Source organism: Planotetraspora silvatica (assembly GCF_016863315.1).
GTDB lineage: Bacteria > Actinomycetota > Actinomycetes > Streptosporangiales > Streptosporangiaceae > Planotetraspora > Planotetraspora silvatica.
The window spans coordinates 582021-603165 of record NZ_BOOQ01000002.1 but is presented as its reverse complement, the minus strand read 5'-3'; the positions used below and the strand labels follow the sequence as shown (position 1 = coordinate 603165).

18 protein-coding genes are annotated in these 21145 nt (G+C 69.4%); 7 read left to right on the top strand and 11 right to left on the bottom strand.

Going from position 1 to position 21145, the window contains the following annotated elements:
* The first annotated feature begins 133 nt into the window (after positions 1–133).
* The 5 genes from Psi02_RS03045 (at position 134) to Psi02_RS03025 (ending at position 6592) form a co-directional block, all read left to right on the top strand.
* Positions 134–1246 (top strand): quaternary amine ABC transporter ATP-binding protein, encoded by a 1113-nt coding sequence (locus Psi02_RS03045; RefSeq protein WP_239094558.1) that lies wholly within the window; start codon positions 134–136, stop codon positions 1244–1246.
* 2 nt (positions 1247–1248) lie between these two features.
* Positions 1249–3171 carry an ABC transporter permease gene (locus tag Psi02_RS03040; protein WP_239094557.1) on the top strand — a complete coding sequence of 641 codons (1923 nt, stop codon included), beginning with the start codon at positions 1249–1251 and terminating at the stop codon, positions 3169–3171.
* Entirely contained in the window at positions 3168–4151 is a 984-nt protein-coding gene (locus tag Psi02_RS03035) for an ABC transporter substrate-binding protein (protein ID WP_203971478.1), read from the top strand. The genes Psi02_RS03040 and Psi02_RS03035 overlap by 4 nt, the downstream gene beginning before the upstream one ends.
* Before the next feature lie 131 nt (positions 4152–4282).
* Positions 4283–5230, top strand: a complete 948-nt coding sequence (locus Psi02_RS03030) for an ABC transporter substrate-binding protein (RefSeq protein ID WP_203971475.1) — start codon at positions 4283–4285, stop codon at positions 5228–5230.
* Positions 5231–5857: 627 nt separating this feature from the next.
* Positions 5858–6592, top strand: a complete 735-nt coding sequence (locus tag Psi02_RS03025; RefSeq protein ID WP_203971473.1) for an HNH endonuclease family protein — start codon at positions 5858–5860, stop codon at positions 6590–6592.
* Positions 6593–6667: 75 nt separating this feature from the next.
* On the opposite strand, the gene Psi02_RS03020 is transcribed toward Psi02_RS03025, so the two are convergent.
* A complete protein-coding gene (locus Psi02_RS03020) occupies positions 6668–7339 on the bottom strand; it encodes a response regulator (RefSeq protein WP_203971471.1) in 672 nt (223 codons plus the stop codon).
* Positions 7336–8937 (bottom strand): sensor histidine kinase, encoded by a 1602-nt coding sequence (locus Psi02_RS03015; RefSeq protein ID WP_239094556.1) that lies wholly within the window; start codon positions 8935–8937, stop codon positions 7336–7338. The genes Psi02_RS03020 and Psi02_RS03015 overlap by 4 nt, the downstream gene beginning before the upstream one ends.
* A 112-nt stretch (positions 8938–9049) precedes the next feature.
* Between Psi02_RS03015 and Psi02_RS03010 the strand changes: the two genes are divergently transcribed.
* Positions 9050–10420 (top strand): cation:dicarboxylate symporter family transporter, encoded by a 1371-nt coding sequence (locus Psi02_RS03010; RefSeq protein ID WP_239094555.1) that lies wholly within the window; start codon positions 9050–9052, stop codon positions 10418–10420.
* 68 nt (positions 10421–10488) lie between these two features.
* On the opposite strand, the gene Psi02_RS03005 is transcribed toward Psi02_RS03010, so the two are convergent.
* The 9 genes from Psi02_RS03005 to aceB form a co-directional block, all read right to left on the bottom strand.
* Positions 10489–11580: a CU044_5270 family protein gene (locus Psi02_RS03005; RefSeq protein WP_203971470.1), complete on the bottom strand. Its 1092-nt coding sequence runs from the start codon at positions 11578–11580 to the stop codon at positions 10489–10491.
* Entirely contained in the window at positions 11577–12227 is a 651-nt protein-coding gene (locus tag Psi02_RS03000) for an RNA polymerase sigma factor (protein WP_203971468.1), read from the bottom strand. The genes Psi02_RS03005 and Psi02_RS03000 overlap by 4 nt, the downstream gene beginning before the upstream one ends.
* Before the next feature lie 110 nt (positions 12228–12337).
* Positions 12338–12574 carry a DUF2277 domain-containing protein gene (locus Psi02_RS02995; protein WP_203951236.1) on the bottom strand — a complete coding sequence of 79 codons (237 nt, stop codon included), beginning with the start codon at positions 12572–12574 and terminating at the stop codon, positions 12338–12340.
* A gap of 52 nt (positions 12575–12626) precedes the next feature.
* Positions 12627–13361, bottom strand: a complete 735-nt coding sequence (locus Psi02_RS02990) for an IclR family transcriptional regulator (RefSeq protein WP_239094554.1) — start codon at positions 13359–13361, stop codon at positions 12627–12629.
* Entirely contained in the window at positions 13358–14617 is a 1260-nt protein-coding gene (locus Psi02_RS02985) for a (Fe-S)-binding protein (RefSeq protein ID WP_203971466.1), read from the bottom strand. The genes Psi02_RS02990 and Psi02_RS02985 overlap by 4 nt, the downstream gene beginning before the upstream one ends.
* A 49-nt stretch (positions 14618–14666) precedes the next feature.
* On the bottom strand, positions 14667–15893 hold the full coding sequence (locus Psi02_RS02980) for an FAD-binding oxidoreductase (RefSeq protein WP_203971464.1): 1227 nt from the start codon (positions 15891–15893) through the stop codon (positions 14667–14669).
* Positions 15894–15942: 49 nt separating this feature from the next.
* The gene (locus tag Psi02_RS02975; protein WP_203971462.1) at positions 15943–17394 is read right to left on the bottom strand and encodes an FAD-linked oxidase C-terminal domain-containing protein; all 1452 of its coding nucleotides are present in this window, start codon (positions 17392–17394) and stop codon (positions 15943–15945) included.
* A 46-nt stretch (positions 17395–17440) separates the two neighbouring features.
* Complete coding sequence (locus tag Psi02_RS02970) at positions 17441–18520, bottom strand: PDDEXK nuclease domain-containing protein (protein WP_203971460.1); 1080 nt, start codon at positions 18518–18520, stop codon at positions 17441–17443.
* Between the two features lie 109 nt (positions 18521–18629).
* Positions 18630–20216, bottom strand: coding sequence for a malate synthase A (aceB, locus tag Psi02_RS02965; RefSeq protein WP_203971458.1), 1587 nt, complete (start codon positions 20214–20216; stop codon positions 18630–18632).
* 154 nt (positions 20217–20370) lie between these two features.
* Between aceB and Psi02_RS02960 the strand changes: the two genes are divergently transcribed.
* Positions 20371–21066 (top strand): DUF4097 family beta strand repeat-containing protein, encoded by a 696-nt coding sequence (locus Psi02_RS02960; protein ID WP_203971456.1) that lies wholly within the window; start codon positions 20371–20373, stop codon positions 21064–21066.
* The last annotated feature ends 79 nt before the right edge of the window (positions 21067–21145 follow it).

Here is a 21145-nt window from a genome sequence, read left to right as displayed (position 1 = left end):
ATATGCCCAATGAGGAGTCGTTGACCCCCAGCTCTTCATCCACGGCGTGCGAGCAACGATCTCCACGCCGTGCTGTGGCGTTCCCGGGCGTTCACGCCGCTTCTCGGGCGATAGCCGAGTGAGGGGAATCAGAGTGGGCACAGCCGCGATCGAGGTTCGCGGGCTCTGGAAGATCTTCGGCCCCAAGGCCGATCGGATCATCGGTAGTCCCGACGCGGAGCTCGACTCCGCCGCGCTCCGGGCCAAGACCGGATGCACCGCCGCCGTGAGGGACGTCAGCTTCGAGGTCCGCCCCGGCGAGGTCTTCGTCGTCATGGGATTGTCGGGCAGCGGCAAGTCCACGCTCGTCCGGTGCCTCACCCGGCTCATCGAGCCGACTGGCGGCGACGTCGCCATCGGCGGCGAGGACGTGCGGGGCATGTCGGCCACGCAGTTGCGCGAACTGCGCCGCCACCGGGTCAGCATGGTGTTCCAGCACTTCGGCCTGCTGCCGCACCGGCGGGTTCTCGACAACGTGGCCTACGGCCTGGAGATCCAGGGCGTCGCGAAAGCCGTACGGCACGAGAAGGCGCGGGCGATCCTGTCCCTCGTCGGGCTGGAGGGGCACGAGGACTCCTACCCCGACCAGCTCTCCGGCGGCATGCAGCAGCGCGTGGGCCTGGCCCGGGCGCTCGCCGTCGACCCGGAGGTGCTGCTGTTCGACGAGCCTTTCAGCGCGCTCGACCCGCTGATCAGGCGGGACATGCAGGCCGAGGTCGTCCGCCTGCACCGTGAGGTGGGCAAGACGATGGTCTTCATCACTCACGACCTGTCCGAGGCGCTCAAGCTCGGCGAGCGCATCGCGATCATGCGGAACGGATCGATCGTGCAGGTCGGCACGCCGGAGGAGCTCGTGGGAGCACCCGCCGACGACTATGTCGCCGACTTCGTGCGCGACGTCCCCAAGTCGCATGTGCTGTCGCTGCGCTGGATCAGCCGGCAGCCTGACGCGGACGAGCCGCTGGACGGGCCGGAACTGCCGGCCGACACGGTGATCCACGACGCGATCCCGGCCGCCATGGCGTCCGCCCGGCCGATCCGGGTGGTCGCCGACGGTGAGCTCGTCGGCGTGGTCGATCGGGTCGACCTGCTCGGCGCCGTCCGCCTCGGCGAAGGGATCGGCGCCCAGGCGGGCGAGGCCCTCGCCGGGACGCGGTCGTCGTCGGCCTCCGCGTCGGCCTCGGCGCCGTCGGCCGAGGAGGCGTAGTGGTGGCCGCCCCCGCCGACATCGCACCGCCCGTCCCCGTCGCGGAACGGGCGCAGCGGCTCGCCCGATGGTTACCCGCGGCCGGGGCCGTCCTGGTCGTGGCGCTCTATGTGGCGTTCAAGAACACGGCCGTGCTGCCGCACGACGACGACGCCTCGTTGTTCCACTGGCTCAACGACGCCCGCGACTGGGTCGACGAGAACCGCAACACCAGCCCGTTCTTCCTGTACTTCGTCAACTACGTCCGCCTCGGGGTGGCCGAGCTCTTCACCCTGTTCCAGACGGCGCTGACCGCTCTCGGCTGGCCGGGGCTCATCGGCGTCGCCGCCGGGCTCGGCTGGCTGGCGGGCGGCTGGCGGATCGCGCTCGTGTCGGTCGTCGGATTCGCCGGGATCGGGGCGCTCGGCCTGTGGGACGCGAGCGTCGACACTCTCGCGCTCACCCTCAGCTCCGTGCTGCTCTCCCTGGTCATCGGCATCCCGATCGGCATACTCACGGGCCGTTCCCCCCGCGTGCGGCGGATCGTGTCCCCGGTGCTCGACGTCATGCAGATCATGCCGACGTTCTCGTACCTGTCGCCGATCGTGCTGCTGTTCCTCATCGGCCCGGCGTCGGCCACGATCGCCACGATGATCTACGCGATCCCGCCGGCGATCCGGATCACCGCGCTCGCCATCCAGCGCGTCCCGCCCACGGCGGTCGAGGCCTCGGAGTCCCTGGGCGCGACCGGCGGCCAGACCCTGCGCAAGGTCCGGCTCCCGATGGCGCTCAACACGATCACGCTGGGCGTCAACCAGACGATCGCGGCGGCGCTGTCGATGGTCCCGCTCGTCGCGCTGATCGCGGCGCCGGGGCTCGGCGTGGACCTCATCCGCGCGCTCGCCCGGGTCAACGTGGGCGCCGCGCTCGTGCCGGGCATCGCCATCGTGATCATCGCGATCGTGCTCGACCGCATCACCAGGTCCGCCGCGGTCTCCCGCGCCCGGTCCTCCGCCGTGCGCTGGGCGGGCTTCGCGGTGGCGATCGTGGCGGGCCTCGCGCTCACCCCGGTGCTGGCGCCGGAGTTCCCCGAGCAGTGGCAGATCCAGATCATCCGCCCGATCAACGACGTGGTCGGCTGGATCGAGGCCAACTGGTACGGCTTCACCGGTTTCCTCAACGACACCGTGGCGTACGGGCTGCTCAACCCGCTTCAGGACGTGCTGACCAGTGCGCCCTGGTGGCTGATCACCATCGCGGTGCTGGGCTTCGCGTGGCGGTTCAGCGGGCTGCGCGCCGGCCTGGTGGCCGCGGGGTGTCTGGTGGCGATCGCGGCTCTGAGCCTGTGGGAGCACGGCATGGAGACGCTCACGATCGTGCTGGTGGCCTCCGTGATCACGATCGCGGTGGGGCTGGCCCTCGGGATCGCCGCGGCCAGGTCGAGATGGTTCGCCGCCGTGCTGCGGCCGATCCTCGACGCCGCGCAGACCATGCCGTCCTTCTCCTATCTGCTGCCCGCCGTCGCGCTGTTCGGCAACGGGCGGTTCACCGCGATCATCGCGTCGCTCATCTACGCGGTGCCCGTGGTCGCGCGCCTGGTCGAGGACGGCGTGCGGGCGGTGCCGGGGACCGTGGTGGAGGCGGCCAGGTCCGCGGGTTCGACCGATCGGCAACTCCTGTGGAAGGTCCAGCTTCCGATGGCCAAGAGCTCGCTGCTCCTCGCCGCCAACCAGGGGATCGTGATGACCCTGGCGATGGTGGTGATCGGCGCGCTGGTGGGGGCGGGAGCCCTCGGATATGACGTCGTGGCCGGGATCGCGCAGCAGGAGGACTACGGCAAGGGACTGGCGGCCGGCGTGGCGCTCGTCCTGCTCGGAGTCATGCTCGACCGGATCACGCAGGGCGCCAGCGGGCGCCCGAACTCCAAAAAGAAGAGGATCGCATGAAGAAGTTACGCCTGATCGCAGGTGTTCTCGTACTTGGCCTGGGCGCCGCGGCCTGTGGGGGCGCGAAGGTCGACGACAACTCCTCGGCCGCCCCGAGCGCGAACGCGTCCGCGGGTGCCGCCGCCGCGGGCTCCGCGGGAACCGTCAAGATGGCCATCAACGCGTGGGTCGGGTACGAGGCCAGCGCGGCCGTCGTCGACTACCTGCTGGAGAACGAGCTCCACTACAAGGTCGAGAAGGTGACCCTCAACGAGGAGCCGTCGTGGCAGGGCATGGAGTCCGGCGACGTCGATGTCGTCCTCGAGAACTGGGGTCATGACGACCTGAAGAAGAAGTACATCGAGGAGAAGGGCGTCGCCGTCGAGGCGGGCCCGAACGGCAACAACGGCGTCATCGGCTGGTACGTGCCGGAATGGATGGTCCAGAAGTACCCGGACATCACGGACTACAAGAACCTGAACAAGTACGCCGACCTGTTCAAGACCTCCGAGTCCGACGGCAAGGGCCAGCTGCTGGACGGCGACCCCTCCTTCGTCACCAACGACGAGGCCCTGGTCAAGAACCTCAAGCTGGACTACAAGGTCGTCTACGCGGGCAGCGAGGCGGCCCTCATCAAGGCGGCAGAGCAGGCCACCGACCAGCAGAAGCCGCTGCTCATGTACTTCTACGAGCCGCAGTGGCTGTTCTCCAAGCTCAAGCTGGTGAAGATCAACCTGCCCCCCTACACCGCCGGGTGTGATGCCGACCCCAAGAAGGTCGCGTGCGACTACCCCGCGTACCCCCTCGACAAGATCGTGAGCAAGAAGTTCGCCGACGCCGGCGGCCCGGCCTACGAGCTCGTGAAGAACTTCAAGTGGACCAACGACGACCAGAACAAGGTCGCCGACGACATCACCAACAACGGCCTGTCCGACGAGGCCGCCGCCAAGAAGTGGGTCGAAGCCAACCCCACCATCTGGCAGGCCTGGATCCCGAAGTGATCGAGTGAATCGGCCGCGATCCTTTGGATCGCGGCCGATTCGCCGCTTTCGGTTGTGAAATACTCTGCCGGTGTCGCCCGCGGTCTCGTCGCCCGCGCACGCCGCTCGTCCTACTTCTGATGAGGTCACTTATGAGGGTCCGTCTTCTTGCCGGGGTGCTCACGATCGCGCTGGCGATGACCGGGTGCAGCGGGAGCTCCGAGAACGCGGGAGGCCCGGGCGGAGGCGCCTCCGGCACGGTGCGCCTAGCGGTCAACCCCTGGATCGGCTACGAGGCCAGCGCCGCCGTGGTCGAGTACCTGCTCGTTCACCAGCTCGGATACAAAGTCGAGCGCGTGGAGAGCGGGGAGGCGGACTCCTGGAAGGGCTTCGAGAGTGGCAAGGTCGACGCCATCCTCGAGAACTGGGCCCACCCGGAGCTGAAGAAGGAGTACATCGACGACAAGAAGGTCGCCATAACGGCGGGCGAGGACGGCAACAAGGGCGTCATCGGGTGGTACGTGCCCGAATGGATGGTAAAGCAATATCCGGATATCACGGACTATCACAAGCTTGCCGGCTATAAGAACTTGTTCCAGACTGCAAAGTCGGGCAATTTGGGACAATTTCTCGCGGGTGACCCGACCTATGTGACCAACGACGAGGCGCTGATCAAGAACCTCAACCTCCCGTTCAAGGTGGTCTACGCCGGCAGCGAGGACGCGCTGATCAAGGCCGCGCAGGACGCCGACAAGAACAAGAAGCCGCTGCTCATGTACTTCTACGAGCCGCAGTGGCTGTTCTCCCAGCTGAAGCTGGTGAAGATCAACCTGCCGCCGTACGCGATCGGATGCGACGCCAAACCCGACAAGGTCGCGTGCGACTATCCGCCGTACCTGCTGGACAAGATCGTCAGCAAGAAGTTCGCCGCGGAGGGCGGCAAGGCGTACGAACTGATCAAGAACTTCGTGTGGACCAACGACGACCAGAACGCCGTGGCCTACGACATGGCCGTCGGGAAGCTGACCGCACAGGCCGCGGCCCAGAAGTGGGTCGAGCAGAACAAGATCGTCTGGCAGGACTGGATCCCCGCCGCCTGACCTCCAGCCCTCACCAGCCCTCACCCGTGATCATGCACAGGTTCGTGGATATGGCCTTTGCCCTGGCCACCCCCGGGTCGTGATCATGCACACATTCGCGTGGAGCGCCGCCGAGCTGGCCGTTCACCGTCCGTGATCATGCACGCATTCGGCGACAGGTGCCCCAACCGGCCGCGATCCAAATCGTGATCATGCGCGAGTTCGGGAGAACGGCGGATGACCTGGCCGTTCTCAATTCGTGATCATGCGCGGACGCCAGCCGTGGCGGTGAGTGTCACTGCATGATCACGGTCGTTGTCGTGCCAGCTCAAGGCGCCTTTCTCTGAAACCGTGCATGATCGCAAACCTTGTTTGCGCAGCTGGGGCCGTGCATCGCCGAATGTGTGCATGATCACGGGCGGTGGACGGGCTGTTCGGCGGTGCTTTCTGCGAATGCGTGCATGATCACGCCAGGGTGGGTGGACCGCGCCAGGGTGGGTGGACCGCGCCAGGGTGGGTGGATCACGGCATGGTGGGTGGACTGGGTACGTTTATTTGCTGGTTTTTGGGCATTTGCTATACCTAGGTGGAAAATTTCATGACCTAGGGGTGACTGTGGGCGGGCGCGGATCACGGATCTTCGTCGGTATGTCGGTGGCGATCGCCGTACTCGCCGGATGTGGGCCCTCGGAGGGGCTCAGCCTGGGCCAGCCAGGACATAAGGACTCCCAAGGTGACGACACCGGGAAGTCCCACGGCACGAACCCTCTCGACAACCCGGACGGGACGGAGCCGGGCCTGGCCCGGATCACCTCGGACAAGGACCGGGCCGACGCCCGTGACCTGATCGACCATGTGACGACCAAGGGACGCGGGCCCAAGACCGGTTACGACCGTGAGGAGTTCGGATACGCGTGGGCGGACAACGCCGACGACGTCCCCCTGGCGCACAACGGGTGCGACACCCGCAACGACCTGCTCAAGCGGGACGGGGCGAAGGTCAAGTACCGCAGCGGCTCCGACTGCGTCGTCGTCTCGATGACGTTGTACGACCCCTACACGGGCGACACCATCGAGTGGCGGAAGGAGGACGCGTCGGAGGTCCAGATCGACCACGTCATGCCGCTGTCCTACGACTGGCAGATGGGCGCCTCCCGCTGGAGCGACGCCGAACGCAAGCGGATCGCCAACGACCCCCTCAACCTGCTGCCGGTGGACGGCTCGGCCAACTCGGCCAAGGGCGACTCGGGCCCGGCGTCGTGGTTGCCGCCCGCCAAGGGCATCCGGTGCTCCTACGCCGTACGGTTCGCCCAGGTCTCCCTCAAGTACGACCTTCCGGTCACGGCCGCGGACAAGGAGACGATGCTCGACCAGTGCGCCTGAGCGTCCAGGTGCGCCGATAAACCTGAGCGTCGGAGCCGATGAAGGCCGAGCGTCGGAGCCGATGAAGCCCGAGCGTCAGATGAGCCGGTAGAGCAGTTCCGGCCGGCCGACCGAACCGTACTGGGGGACCCGCTGGGCGATCCCGGACTCGGCCAGGTGCTCCAGGTAACGCCGGGCGGTCACCCGGGCCACGCCGATCGTCACCCCCACCGTGTAGGCGGAGACGCCACCAGGGGAGTCCGTCAACACGTTGACGATCACCGCCATGGTCATCGGCGACATCCCCTTCGGCAGGCGCGGCTGAGGGGGACCGTGCAGCGCCGCGAGGGCGTTGTCGACCTCCTCCTGCCCGCTCGCCTCTCCCGACGCGTCGACCGAGTCCCGGAAGCGGGCGTAGTGCCGGAGCCTGTCGCTGAACGCGGTGAAGGTGAACGGCTTGAGCAGGTAGTGCGCGACCCCCACCGACACCGCCGACCGCACGATCGACAGGTCCCTCGCCGAGGTGATCACGATGACGTCGCAGAGGATGCCCGCGCCCCGGACGGATTTGCACAGGTCGAGTCCGTGCATGTCGGGCAGGTAGAGATCGAGCAGGATCAGGTCGACCGGCCGCCGCCCGAGGAAACGCAGCGCCTCCCCGCCCGAGCGGACCACACCGGCGACCTCGAAGCCCGGCACACGTTCGACGTAGACCCGGTTCGCCTCGGCGGTGATCTCCTCGTCCTCCACGACCAGTACGGAGATCATGGCCGGCTCTCCACAGGCAGCGGGAGCCGTACGGTGAACACGGCGCCTCCGTCGTCGGACACCTCGATCGTGCCGTTCAGCCGCCGCACGGCCTGGGCGACCATGGCGAGCCCGATGCCGCGGCCGGTGCCCTTCGTGGTCCACCCCCGCTGGAACGCCTCCTGCGCCGCCGCCGGGTCGAGCCCGGGGCCGTTGTCGGTCACCCGGATCAGGCAGTCCGTCCCGTCGGTCCGCACGTGTACGGTCACACGGGCGGGCGGGCTGCCGGACATCGCGGCCTCCATCGCGTTGTCGATGAGGTTGCCGAGGACCGTCACCAGGTCGCGCTCGTCGAGGCCCACGTCGTCGAGCTCGGTGTCCTCGCTGATCGACAGCTCCACGCCGCGTTCGGCCGCCTCGGCGGACTTGCCGAGAAGCAGCGCGGCGAGCACCGGTTCGCGTATGGCCGCGACCACGCGGTCGGTGAGCTCCTGGGCGGCCCTGAGCTCGGCGGTGGCGAACGCCACGGCCTGCTGGGGACGGCCCAGCTCGACCAGGGTGATCACGGTGTGCAGCCGGTTGGCCGCCTCGTGCGCCGCGGAGCGCAGCGCCTCGGCGAAGCCGCGCTCGGCGTCGAGCTGCCCCGCCAGCCCCTGCAGTTCGGTGTGGTCGCGCAGGGTCACCACGGTGCCGAGCGAGCGCGCCCCCGACCGCACGACGGCGACGTTGACCAGCAACACGCGCTCACCGGTGAGGTGGATCTCGTCGGTACGGTTCTCACCGGACGCGAGCAGCTCGGTGAGGGACGGCGGCAGACCGAGATCCGTCACCTGACGGCCCTCCGCGTCGGCGCCGAGACGGAGCAGTTCGCGGGCGCCGTCGTTGCACAACGTGAGCGTGCCCCGGGCGTCGATCAGGAGCAGCCCCTCGCGTACGGCGTGCAGGATCGCCTCGTGGTGGTCGTACATGCGGTTCAGTTCCGTCGGCCCGAGGCTGTGCGTGTGCCGCCGCAGGCGGGTGCCGACGAGATAGGAGCCGACCACCCCGGCCGACAGGCCGACCAGCCCGGCCAGCCCCGCGGCTCCGATCTGCGCGCGGAGCCTGCTGCTGAGCCTCTCGACCGTGATTCCGGCACTGACCAGGGCTCTGACTCTCCCCGCCGGATCCTTCACGGGAGTGATCGTACGCACCGAGGGGCCGAGCGTTCCCGTGTAGGTCTCGCTGTAGGTCTTTCCGGCGAGGGCCTGGGTGATGTTGCCCAGGTAGTGGCCGCCGATCTGACTGCGGTTGGGGTGGGTGAACCGGATGCCGGCCGGGCTCATGATGGTGATGAAGTCGACCTTCGTCTCCGCGGTGACGCGGTCGGCGTACGGCTGCAGCGCCGCCGTGGGGTCGGACCCGTTCAGCGCGTCGAGCACGGCGGGGGAGTCGGCCACGCTGACCGCGACGGCCGTGGTCACGCCCGTGGCCTCGTCGGTCAGCAGGTCGCGCGCCTGGAGGAACCCGATAGTGGTGCTCACCGCCACGGTCACGCCCACGATGACGATCTGCAGGATCAGGATCTGCCGGGCGAGACTCCAGCGCCGCACCCGGCCGGAGATCACCATCTGCTGTCTCACTTCCACGAGCGCACTTCGGTGATGAACGAAATGTACGCAATAGTGACCCAGGTCATATCGGGCCGCATAGTCGCTCCACTGAAGTTCCTTCCCCCGAGGAAAGTGAGTGTCCATGTCCGCGTCCCCGGATGAACCCCAGGCCGCCACCTCCATGCGCCCAGACCGGACCCGTTATTTGTACCTCGCCGTCATCGTGGCGGTGTTGGCCGGCATCGCCGTCGGCTTCGTCGCCCCCGACCTGGGCGCGGCGCTCAAGCCGCTGGGCACCGCCTTCGTCGCGCTGATCAAGATGATGATCAGCCCGATCATCTTCTGCACGATCGTGCTGGGAGTCGGCTCGGTCGCCAAGGCGGCGAGTGTGGGCAAGGTCGGCGGGCTGGCGCTCGTCTACTTCCTCGTGATGTCGACGGTCGCGCTCGCGATCGGCCTGGTGGTCGGCAACCTCATCGACCCGGGGCAGGGGCTGCAGCTCACCGACGAGCTCCGCAAGGCCGCGGAGGCCCAGGCGGCCACCGGCGGTGAGAGCGACACCACCGAGTTCCTGCTCGGCATCATCCCGACCACGCTCGTGTCGGCGTTCACCGAGGGCCAGGTCCTGCAGACGCTGCTCGTCGCCCTCCTCGCCGGGTTCGCCCTCCAGGCCATGGGCCCGAAGGCGGCGCCGATCCTGGCCGGCATCGAGCACATCCAGCGGCTCGTCTTCCGCATCCTCGCCATGATCATGTGGGCCGCGCCCGTCGGCGCGTTCGGCGCGATGGCGGCGGTCGTCGGCGCGACGGGCATGGACGCGCTCAAGAGCCTCGGCCTCATCATGGTCAGCTTCTATGCGACCTGCCTGGTGTTCGTCTTCGTGATCCTCGGGCCGCTGCTGTGGTCGGTCGCCCGGATCAACGTGCTCGCGCTGCTGAACTACCTGCGGCGGGAGTTCCTGCTCATCCTGTCCACGTCGTCCTCGGAGTCGGCGCTGCCCCGCCTGATCGCCAAGATGGAGCACCTCGGCGTGAGCCGTCCGGTCGCCGGCATCACCGTGCCGACGGGCTACTCGTTCAACCTCGACGGGACCGCCATCTACCTCACGATGGCCACCCTGTTCGTGGCCAGGGCGACGGGCGCTCCGCTCGAGCTCGGTGAGCAGATCGCCCTGCTGGCCTTCATGATGATCGCGTCGAAGGGCGCAGCGGGCGTGACCGGCGCGGGCCTCGCGACGCTCGCGAGCGGCCTGCAGTCGCACCGCCCCGAACTGGTCGACGGCGTCGGCCTCATCGTCGGCATCGACCGGTTCATGTCCGAGGCCCGCGCGCTGACCAACTTCGCGGGCAACGCGATCGCCACCGTGCTCGTCGCCACATGGACGAACGAGTTCGACCGGGAACGGGCCGAGGAGGTGCTCGCCGGACGGGAGCCGTTCGACGAGACCACCCTGCTGGACGAGGACGCACCCACACCGCCGAAGGACCATGAGGAGCCCGCCCTCCAGTCCTAGATCCAGCGGTACGGCACGGCGCCCGCCTCTCACGCTCGAGGGGCGGGCGCCGCGGCGCGGACGGCCGGTCAGCCGCAGCTCACGCCCTTCTTCTCGCTGATCGGATCCGGCGCCTTGGGCACCGTGTCCGTGACCGAGACCTGAAGCTGGGCGGTGGATGCGACGACGCTGCCGACGGGCGACTTCGCCTCCTTCTCGTCCACGACGGTTCCCCGCTCGCCGAGCAACTCGAAGGTCTTCGCATCGAAGATGATGTCCGACCGGATGCCGATGGAGGCCCGGCCGACGCCGATGCCTGTGCGCCCGGCGGCGTCCGTGACACCCGCGGTCACCTTGACGCCGGGGATCGTTGCGGCCGCCTTGAACAACGCCGCTCGCTGCGCCGCCGGCATGTAGGTCTCCCTGAGCAGGTCTCCCACCGATGTCCACGCCCGAGCGTCAGGCGGATTCTTGTTGACTGCTCCGGAGTACAGGTAGGCGCGCATCCCCTCCACATCGGCCGGCAGCCTCTTGAGTTTGGTGTAGGTGGTCTCCGGCACATAGCCGCAGGTGGGGAGCTTCAGCAATTCCGTTGAGCCCGCCTCCGCGTAGGCCCCCTCGGGTATGGGCCAGCCCGGATAGGCCTGCGGCTTCAGGTGCTGAGTCTTGAGTGCGCCATCCTTGCTGCCGTCGGCCGAGAGCCAGATGGTGCGCTTCGCCTGGTAGAGGTACCGGAACTCCGTGCTGGTCTGCCCAGTCGGCTTCGTCACGGCACCATCGGGCCGGGGCGGTGGAGCGGGATCGTTTCCACTCACGGCGTGACCACCCATGACGGGAGACATCGTCTGCGAGATGACCTTGATGAACTGGTCGTTACGCGGCTTGAGGTCGGTCACGGCCTGCGCGGCCCTGCCGAGCACCTCGCTTGCCGACATGTTCGTGACCTTCGGCAGCGCGGCCACGGCGGGTGCGTGCCCGGTGCCGCCGGGGGTGGCCGTCAGCACGTTGACCGCCACGACGCTCGCGCCCGCGACCACGGCCACTCCCGCGATCGCGATGCCGTACGGCTTCCGCCTGCTGGGAACGGCGGTCAGCCGGCGGCGGGCGGACGCCTTGGCGGCGGGGGAGTAGGCCCGCACCTCGGGCCGGGCCTGGGCGATGAGGTCGAACTCGTCGGTCATGGGGTGCCCTCCTCGGGAAGGTCAAGGTGGCGGCGGAGTTTCGCGCGGATCCGGTGCAACCGGGAGCGGACCGTCCCTGCCGGGATCTTCAATGCCTGGGCGGTCTCCTCGTAGGTGAGGTCGGCCCAGGCGACTAGCAGGAGCAACTCCCGCTCGGCTGCGGAAAGCCGCGCGAGCGCGGCCGCGAGGACGGGGCGCAGCGCCGCGGCGCTGGCTCGTTCGGCGCTTCGCTCCTCCTCGTGGAGCTCGTGCGTCTCGGCGCCGCCCGCCGTCCGGGCGAGGGCCTTGAGACGCCGGACCTCCGACCTGCGGTGGCCGGAGATGAGGTTGCCGGCGATGCCGTACAACCATGGCCGGGCATCCGGCCGGTCCAGGTCGTACCGGTGCCGCTTGCGGAACGCGACGAGGAACGTCTCCGCCGTCACGTCATCCGCGTGCCCGTGGTCGAGGCCCAGCCGCCGGCTCGCGTAGGCGTGGATCTCGTCGGAGTGCCGGTCGAAGACGCCTGCGAACTCGTCGGGGTCGGCCAGCGACGCGCGGATCAGGCCGGCGTCGGTGGCGTTTTCTCCCGGACCGGCCTGGAGGCCTCGCGCGGCGGCACGGCGACTCCAGGGTCGGGTGCCCTGTTCGGTGGCCGCGGTACTCACCACCCGTTCTGTCCGTTCATAGGGGGAATCCTTCCGTTGGCGGCTTCGCGCCTTTCACCCCTACTCCGCCGGACCCGCTCGGGCTGTTCCCTACTTCCCGCGGAACGGATTCACGACGCGGCGGCCTCGCCGGGAGGTCGCTGGCCGCGGACCTCCAGGGACGCGAGAAGCGCCGCGCTGGCCTCGGTTATCGCCTCGACGGCGCGCTGGAAGGCCTCCGCGTTGTGCGAGGCGGGCGCCCGGAATCCCGAAATCTTCCGCACGTACTGCAGGGCCGCCGCGTGGATGTCCTGCTCCGTCACCTCGTCGGTGAACGGCGGACGCAAGGTCTTGATGCTTCGACACATACGTTCATCCTCCACGGAAACGCCGCAAAAGTGTGGGGGATCAGCGACCGTTTCAGAGACCGAAGACCGCTGAGCCGAAGTCGCCGGCCACCTTCCGCAACATCGAGGCCAGCTCGTCGCGGTCGATGGCGTCGATCCGGTCGGCGGGGCCGGACACCGACATCGCCGCGAAGGTCCTGCCGCCGTCCACGACCGGGACCGCCATGCAGTGCACGCCGCCCTCCTCCTCGCCGAGGTCCAGCGCGTACCCCCGGGTGCGGACCTCGTCCAGCTCGCCGAGGAGGCCGTCGACGGTCGTGATGGTCTTGTCCGTACGGCGCGGCAGGCCGGTCCGCTGGAACACCGCCGCGGCGTCCGCGCGCTCGGCGAGCAGCACCTTCCCGACCGCCGTGCTGTGGGGGAGCACCCGCCGGCCCACCTCGGCGAACATGCGCAACCTGCGCGGCGACGGCACCTGGGCCACGTAGACGACGAAGTCGCCCTCCAGCACGGCCAGGTTCGCCGTCTCGCCCGACAACTCCACCAGTCGCGCGAGGTACGGCTCGGCCCGGGCGGCGACCATGCGCTCGGCCGTGCCGCCGATCCGCAGCAGCGCCCCGCCGAGCGCGTAACGACGGTCGGACTCCTGCCGGACGTACCCGCGCGCGAGGAGCGTCTGCAGGAGCCGGTGGATCGTCCCGTACGGCAGGCCCGTCCGAGCCGCGATCTCCGACAGGCCGGCCTGCCCGCCCTGCTCGGCGAGGGCCTCCAGAACGTCGAGCGCCCTGTCGACGCTCTGCACGCTCACCCGGCGTCCTCCGTGACCCACCCCAGGGTCTGCGGGGAGAGCCCGCGCAGCGCGGCGTCGAGCACCTCCGCGGTGTGCGCGACGCGGATCTCACCCTTGCCCGCGCGCCTGGTCGCGGCCGCGATCTGCATGGTGCAGCCGGGATTGGCGGAGACCAGCAGGTCGGCGCCGGTGGCCAGTACCCTTTCCGCCTTGCGGTCGCCCAGCTCACGGGCCGCCCCAGGCTGGAACAGGTTGTAGGTGCCGGCCGACCCGCAGCAGATGGCGGACTCCGCGATCTCCCGCAGGTCGAGTCCGGGGATGCCGCCCAGCAGTTCACGCGGCTGGGACCGCACGCCCTGGGCGTGGGCCAGGTGGCAGGCGTCGTGATAGGCGACGGAGACCGGCAGGGGGTGGCGCTCGGCGACCGGCCCCAGCTCGACCAGGAACTCGGCGAGGTCGCGGACCGCCAGCGCGTCGGCACGCCCGGACCAGCCGGGCTCGTCCTTCAGCACCTCGGCGTAGTCCTTCATGCTCGATCCGCACCCGGCCGCGTTGACCACGACCGTGTCGACCCCGGCCCGTTCGAACGTCGCGATCGTGCGCATGGCGAACTTCTTCGCCTCCGCCTCGCGGCCCGAGTGCAGCGACAGCGCGCCGCAGCACCCCTGCCGCGGCGGGATGACCACGTCGCAGCCCTCGAGTGCGAGCACCCGGGCGGTGGCCGCGTTGACCTGTGGAAAGAACTCGCCCTGGACGCAGCCGGTGAGCAGCCCCACCGTGGCCCTGCGCCGCCTGCGCGCCCTGACCACCGGCGGGAGCCGTACCGGCCTGGCAGTCGGGGGAGCGAGCTCGGCCATCGCGCCGAGCGTCGGATTCGCGCGTTCGAGCAGCGGCTGGAGCCGCTTGCTCAGCGCCATCGGCAGGCGCATCGCCCGGAGCCTGCGCCGATAGGGGAACAGCGCGAAGACCATGGCCCTCAGGGCCCGCTCCTCGGGCGTCCGCGTGTGCTCCTCCTCGACCACGGCGCGCGTCTGCTCGATCAACCGGTCGTACCGCACGCCTGAGGGGCAGGCGGTCACGCAGGCCATGCAGCCGAGGCAGGCGTCCAGGTGTCCCGCCATCTCGTCGGTGACCGGCGTGCCGTGCACGTGCTGGTCCATGAGCTGGATCCGCCCGCGAGGGGAGTCCATCTCCTCGCCCCACAACACGTACGTGGGACAGGTGGGCAGGCAGAACCCGCAGTGCACGCAATCTTTGATCAGCTCGGGGTCCATGCGGCGTCCTCCCTGTGACGGTCCGGCGGCCTGCGGCTGCGGGGGTTCATCAGATGCCTCCGACGAACCGGCCGGGCGACATCCGGTGGCCGGGGTCGAACCGGTCCTTCACCCGGCGCATGAGACCGAGCGCTCCGGTCTCGCCCCAGAAGTCCACCGCGACATCGGGCGGCAGCGTCACGCCTGTCAGCCGGCCGCCGAGTGGCCGGATCCCGTCGCGGACGGCGGTGACGAAGTCGGCGACTCGATCCGGATCCGACGACGTCGGGAGGGCGACGCGCAGGTCGCAGGTGCCCGCTGAGCCGCGTACGTGCGGGGTCAGGGCGAGGCGGGCGCCCTGCGCGTCGACCACCCGGAGCGTGGCCGCGAGCGCCGCCGGCAGCCCGCGCAACGACAGCAGGAGGTCGTCTCCGGGAAGGCGGCCCCACCAGGACGGCGGTTCTTCGCCGATCTCGGCGTCCGCCCCCATCAGGTCCTGTACGGCTTTCGCCCGCTCGGCCGCGGCGACGCCTTCGACGAGGACCGCGAGCATGCCGCCGCCGGGCACGGGCCGGTCGAGCTCGATCGCGGCGGGTTCGAGGACGGACGCCGCCAGTGTTCCGGCGAGATCGGGTGCGTCCCCGGATCCCGCCTCGGGGAAGGGTGCGGTGACCCACCGGCTGTCGGCGGGCAGCGGATGCAGCCGGAACGCCGCCTCCGTGATGACGCCGAGCGTGCCGTACGAGCCGGTGAACAGCTTGCCGAGGTCGTATCCCGCGACGTTCTTCACGACCTTGCCGCCCGACTTGGCGATCGTGCCGTCGGCCAGCACGACGGTGACGCCGATGAGCAGGTCGCGGCTGGTGCCGTACCGGAACCCGAGGGGCCCGGCGACTCCGGTCGCGAGCATCCCGCCCACGGTCGAGCCCTCGAGCGGCGGCTCGGCGACGAGGCGCTGGCCCTGCGACGCCAGCGTCTCGGCGAGGGAGCCGAGCGTCACCCCGGCCTGGACGCGGGTCACCAGGTCACCGGCGGCGTGTTCGAGGACCTCGTTGAGGCAGCAGGTGTCGACCAGCAGGTCGCAGCGCCCGGGCGGCGGGCCCCAGTCCAGCATCGTCCCCGCGCCGGTGGGCACGACGGCGAGGTCGTGCGCGGCGGCCACGCGGAGCACGGCCGAGACGTCCTCGGTCGTCTCGGGCAGCGCCACCCAGCGCGGCAGCACGCCGGCCACCGCGTCACCGTCGCCGGCCGGGCGGACGGTCGTGCCGCAGGCGGCGAGATCGGCGTCGGCGCTCATGACAGCCACCTCCTGTGAGAGTCGGCCGGGGGCTGCGGGCAGGTGCTCATCAGAACTGCTCGGCCGCGCCGGACTCCACGAGCGGGTGGACGCCCCTGCGCACCCCGGGGACCTCCCCGCACAGCCGTGGGGTGGGGAAGACCTTGCCGGGATTGGACAGGCCCTTCGGGTCGAAGGCGCACCGGACGAGTTGCATGGTGTCGAGGTCCTCCTCACTGAACATTCGCGGCATGTAGCGAGATTTATCAACACCGACGCCGTGTTCGCCGGTTATCGAGCCGCCGTGTTCGATGCACAGGTCGAGGATCCGGCCGCTGACGGTCTCGGCGCGCTCGCCCTGGCCGGGTACGGCGTCGTCGAACAGGACGAGAGGGTGGAGGTTCCCGTCGCCCGCGTGGAACACGTTCGCCACCCGGATGCCGAACTCCTCCTGGAGCCGGTCGATCCCGGCGAGGACCTCGGGCAGCGCCGTCCGGGGGACCACCCCGTCCTGGACGATGTAGGCGGGGCTGATCCGCCCCACGGCGGCGAAGGCCGATTTGCGGCCCTTCCAGATCGCGGCCCGCTCCTCCGCGGAGGCGGCGACCCGGATCTCGAAGGCGCCCGTCTCGCGGCAGATCCGCTCGACGGCGGCGAACTGGTGGTCCACCTCGGCGTGCGGGCCGTCGAGCTCCACCACGAGCACGGCCCCCGCCCCCTCGGGATAGCCGCAGTGGACCGCGGCCTCGGCCGCCTCGATCGCCAGGGCGTCCATCATCTCGATGGCCGCCGGGACGATTCCCGCGCCGATGATCGCCGACACGGCCCGGCCGCCGCCCTCGATCCCGGTGAAGGCCGCGAGCACGGTCGTGACCGCCTCGGGCGTCCGCGACAGCCGTACGGTGATCTTGGTGGCGATTCCGAGCGTGCCCTCCGAGCCGATGAAGGCCCCGAGGAGGTCGTAGCCGGGATCGCGGTCCGACAGCTCGACGATCTCCCCCTGCGGGGTGACCAGCTCGACCCCGACGACGTGGTTGACCGTGAAGCCGTATTTCAGGCAGTGGGCGCCGCCCGAATTCTCCGCGACGTTGCCGCCGATCGAGCAGATCTGCTGGCTGGAGGGGTCGGGTGCGTAGTAGTGACCCCGGTCGCGGACCGCCTCGGTGATGGCCAGGTTCGTCACCCCTGGCTCGACCACCGCGCGCCGGTTGGGGATGTCGATCTCCAGGATTTCGCGCATGCGCGAGGTGACGATGAGCACTCCGTCGGTCCGGGGGAGGGCGCCGCCCGACAATCCGGTCCCGGATCCCCGCGCCACGAACGGCACACCGTACTCGTCGCACAGCCGCACCACGGCCGCGATCTGCTCGGCCGACTCCGGAAGCACGACGACGCCGGGGGTGGCCCGGTGGTAGGTGAGCCCGTCGCAGTCGTAGGTGCGCAGCCGTACGGGATCGGTGATCACCGAGTCCCGGTCCAGGATCTCGCCCAGCCGTGCGGTCAGCCGCTGGAGGGTGGACATCGCTACCGTTCCTCCTCGTGCGTCTGCGGCCCCGGGTCCTCGTCGTTCATGGGCCGGCCGGGCCTTCTGTGATGGTTCGCTCGAGAATGTCGTCTTCCCTTGAATCATCTCGCAGAGCAGGGGCGATGGCACCTGCCAGCTCCGCGGGCGTCGGAAGGGCGGCCTGGAGGTCGGCGGGCAGCGTGTGCGGACCCACCGAGAGCGGTGAGATCATCGCGCCGAGCCTGTACTCGACCATGATCTGATCGCGTGAGGCGACCAGGAGGACGCCCAGCGTCGGCTCGTCCCGCATCCGGTCGCGGACCTGGTCGTCCACGGCCGCGACGCAGAGATCCAGCCGGTCGGTGTGCTCCGGGGCGAAGCCGTCGGTCCGGAGATCGACGACGACGTAGCGGTGCAGCGCCAGGTGGTAGAAGAGCAGGTCGGCGACGAACTCCTCGCCTCGGGCGGACAGGCGGCGCCGCCTGGCGGCGAACGCGAAACCCACCCGGAGGTCCTGGAGGAACGTGACGACGGCGTCGACGATCCGCGCCTCGAGGTCGCGCCCGCGACGCTCGCCTCCGTCGAACAGTTCCCTGACGTAGGGGTCGGTGAGCATGTCCCTGACGCAGTCGCGGTCCTCCAGCGGGACCGTCCTGCCGGTGTCGTACAGGGGATGATCGGGCCGCAGGTGGAGCCCGCTCCGGATCATCATCGTCAGCGTGCTCCGGGTCCAGCCCTCGTGGGCCGCCTTCATGGCGTAGAACTCCCGGGTCGCGCGGTCGTCGAGCATGTCGAGCAGGACGACGACGTGTCCCCATGGGATCAGCTCCATGGACTGCGGGACGAACTCCGGCCACGCGGCGGCGAAGGTCGTCATGCGGTGCAGGTTGGCCCGGGAGTAACCCATGGCCCGGGGATATTCGGCCCTGATCTCGGCCGTCAGGCGTGCGAGGACCTCGTCGTACCGGCTGTCGCCCAGTCGGTGGCCGAGGATGTGGCGGCCGATGCGCCAGTACTGGTGGATCAGCTCGCCGTTGGCCGTGAGCGCCGACCGGTAGTGGCTTCTGGCGATCTCGCGCGTGATCGTCCGGGGCGGCTCCGCGGGGGCGTCGGCGTGGTCGCCGGTCTCTCTGAATTCGGTCATGCTCCAGATGTAGCGACATCTGGAGGGATGCGCTCGTCTAGTCGTACACCGTTCGAGATCAGGAACCTTCCACCGGGCGGGAAGATTCCTGACCTTCGAATCGGTCATGTCATTGCATGCGGGCATATGCGGGGAGGGTAAGGAACTCCGCGAAATCGTCGTCGAGTGCGACTTCTTTGAACAGCGCGGTCGCCTGGGCGTACAGACCCTCGTCGTAGCCGGGCTCTCCGGCGATCTTCCCGAGCTCCTCGGAGATGATCCGTTCGACGAGGTCGCGGGTCACGACGGCGCCCGTGTCCGCGAGCTCGATGTCGTTGTGGATCCACTGCCAGATCTGCGACCGCGAGATCTCGGCCGTCGCGGCGTCCTCCATGAGGTTGTGGATGGCGACCGCGCCCAGCCCGCCCATCCACGCCGCCAGGTAGCGCAACGCCACGTCGACGTTGTTCCGCAGGCCGGTCTCGGTGATCTGGCCGGGGGTCTTGGACACCGCCAGCAGGTCCTCGGCGGTGACGTGGACGTCCTCACGGAGTCGGTCGAGCTGGTTGGGGCGCTCGCCCAGCACGCCGTCGAAGACCTCACGGCAGATCGGCACCAGGTCGGGGTGGGCGACCCACGAGCCGTCGAACCCGTCGCCGGACTCGCGCGTCTTGTCGGCCCGCACCTTCTCCAGGGCGACCTTGTTCACCTCGGGGTCGCGGCGGGACGGGATGAACGCCGCCATGCCGCCGATCGCGTGCGCACCGCGCTTGTGGCAGCTGCGGACCAGAAGTTCGGTGTAGGCACGCATGAAGGGCGCGGTCATCGTCACGGAGTTCCGCTCCGGCAGCAGGAACTCCCGCCCGCGGGTGCGGAACTTCTTGATGACGCTGAACAGGTAGTCCCAGCGGCCGGCGTTGAGGCCTGCGGAGTGGTCCCGCAGCTCGTAGAGGATCTCCTCCATCTCGAACGCGGCCGGGTACGTCTCGATCAGCACGGTCGCCCTGATGGTCCCGTGCGGGACGCCCAGCAGTTCCTGCGCGCGGACGAACACGTCGTTCCAGAGCCGCGCCTCGAGGTGCGACTCCATCTTGGGCAGGTAGAAGTACGGCCCACGCCCCTTGTCGAGCTGCCGCCGGGCGCAGTGGAAGAAGTACAGCCCGAAGTCGAGCAGCGAGCCCGAGATCTCCGAGCCGTCGACGAGGACGTGCTTGTCCGGCAGGTGCCAGCCGCGGGGGCGGACCACCACCGTCGCGAGCTCCTCGTCGGGCTTGAGGGCGTAGTCCTTGCCGCCCGAGGAGAAGTCGATCGTCCGGTCGAGGGCGTCCCGGAGGTTGAGATGCCCGCTGATCGTGTTCTCCCACGTGGGCGCGTTGGCGTCCTCGAAGTCGGCCAGCCAGACCTTGGCGCCGGAGTTCAGCGCGTTGATGGTCATCTTGCGGTCGACCGGGCCGGTGATCTCCACGCGGCGGTCCTCGAGCCCGGGGGCGGGCGGCGCCACCCGCCACTCCGACTCGCGCACCTGCCTGGTCTCCGGGAGGAAGTCGAGTGTCCCGCCCGCGGAGAGCCGTGCCTGCCGTTCGTCACGTACGGCCAGCAACTCCCTACGCGTCGTGTCGAACTCGCGATGCAGGGTAGCTACGAAGGCGAGCGCCTCGGGGGTGAGGATCTCGTCGAACCGATCGAGCAGGGGACCTGTGATCTCAACGCCTTCCATCGGCACCCTTTCCACTATGCGGAAATATAGTTCTAAAAGGTGGAATCGACGCTACTCCACCGCTGATCCGAGGGTCAATGCGGGGGACGCGTCAGGGGCGCTCTTGGGGATTTCCCTGATGGGGCGGGCCGTACGGGCCTGAAGAATCGGTGTCATGAGAAAGCAGAGCATGATCATCGTGGGAGTGGCCCTGGGCTCCGCCCTCACTCTCACCGCGTGCGGCACGGACATCGATCTGAGCAAGGTCGGCTTCGGCGGCGAGCAGGCCGTCCAGTCCTACGACGTGACCGACGCGATCACGGCCCTGCACGCCGACACGGGGGCGGGCGAGATCGTCATCAACGAGTCCGACAGGGCCGGCGTCCACGTCACCGAGACTCTGCACTGGCGGGGTGACAAGCCGCAGAACGGGCACCAGGTCGACGCCGGAACGCTCACGTTGCGCTACCGATGCGACGACTGCTCCGTCGACTACGAGGTGGAGGTCCCCAAGGGCCTGGACGTGAAGGTCGACTCGGGGTCGGGGACGATCACCCTCCGCCGGCTGACCGGCCCGGTGAGCGCCGCGACGGGCTCCGGCGACATCGAGGCGCGAGGGCTGGCCGGCCGTCAGGTGACCGCGACGACCGGGTCGGGCGAGGTCAAGCTGCGCTTCGCGGCCGCCCCCGACAACGTGCGCGTCGAGACCGGCTCGGGCGAAGGGTCGGTCTGGGTGCCGTCCGGGTCCTACAACGTGACGGCCGAACCGGGCTCGGGGGACAGGGAGGTCTCCGTGGTCCAGGACCCGTCGTCCGCGCGGACCGTCGTGGTCAAGACCGGTTCCGGTGACGCCAGGGTCCTCAAGGCGTGAGGGTCTCCCCGGGCTCCGGGCCTGGCGGAACGCGGCACGACCATAACCAGATGCGGACATCGGGGCGTCGTGCAACCAT

What these genes read in the sequence shown, in the direction of transcription:
- Psi02_RS02960 (WP_203971456.1), top strand. Translation starts at nt 20,371, where the DNA reads ATGAGAAAGCAGAGCATGATCATCGTGGGAGTGGCCCTGGGCTCCGCC.
- Psi02_RS03030 (WP_203971475.1), top strand. Translation starts at nt 4,283, where the DNA reads ATGAGGGTCCGTCTTCTTGCCGGGGTGCTCACGATCGCGCTGGCGATG.
- Psi02_RS03010 (WP_239094555.1), top strand. Translation starts at nt 9,050, where the DNA reads ATGTCCGCGTCCCCGGATGAACCCCAGGCCGCCACCTCCATGCGCCCA.
- Psi02_RS03035 (WP_203971478.1), top strand. Translation starts at nt 3,168, where the DNA reads ATGAAGAAGTTACGCCTGATCGCAGGTGTTCTCGTACTTGGCCTGGGC.
- Psi02_RS02980 (WP_203971464.1), bottom strand. Translation starts at nt 15,893, where the DNA reads ATGAGCGCCGACGCCGATCTCGCCGCCTGCGGCACGACCGTCCGCCCG.
- Psi02_RS02985 (WP_203971466.1), bottom strand. Translation starts at nt 14,617, where the DNA reads ATGGACCCCGAGCTGATCAAAGATTGCGTGCACTGCGGGTTCTGCCTG.
- Psi02_RS02995 (WP_203951236.1), bottom strand. Translation starts at nt 12,574, where the DNA reads ATGTGTCGAAGCATCAAGACCTTGCGTCCGCCGTTCACCGACGAGGTG.
- Psi02_RS02975 (WP_203971462.1), bottom strand. Translation starts at nt 17,394, where the DNA reads ATGTCCACCCTCCAGCGGCTGACCGCACGGCTGGGCGAGATCCTGGAC.
- Psi02_RS03025 (WP_203971473.1), top strand. Translation starts at nt 5,858, where the DNA reads ATGTCGGTGGCGATCGCCGTACTCGCCGGATGTGGGCCCTCGGAGGGG.
- aceB (WP_203971458.1), bottom strand. Translation starts at nt 20,216, where the DNA reads ATGGAAGGCGTTGAGATCACAGGTCCCCTGCTCGATCGGTTCGACGAG.
- Psi02_RS03020 (WP_203971471.1), bottom strand. Translation starts at nt 7,339, where the DNA reads ATGATCTCCGTACTGGTCGTGGAGGACGAGGAGATCACCGCCGAGGCG.
- Psi02_RS02970 (WP_203971460.1), bottom strand. Translation starts at nt 18,520, where the DNA reads ATGACCGAATTCAGAGAGACCGGCGACCACGCCGACGCCCCCGCGGAG.
- Psi02_RS03005 (WP_203971470.1), bottom strand. Translation starts at nt 11,580, where the DNA reads ATGACCGACGAGTTCGACCTCATCGCCCAGGCCCGGCCCGAGGTGCGG.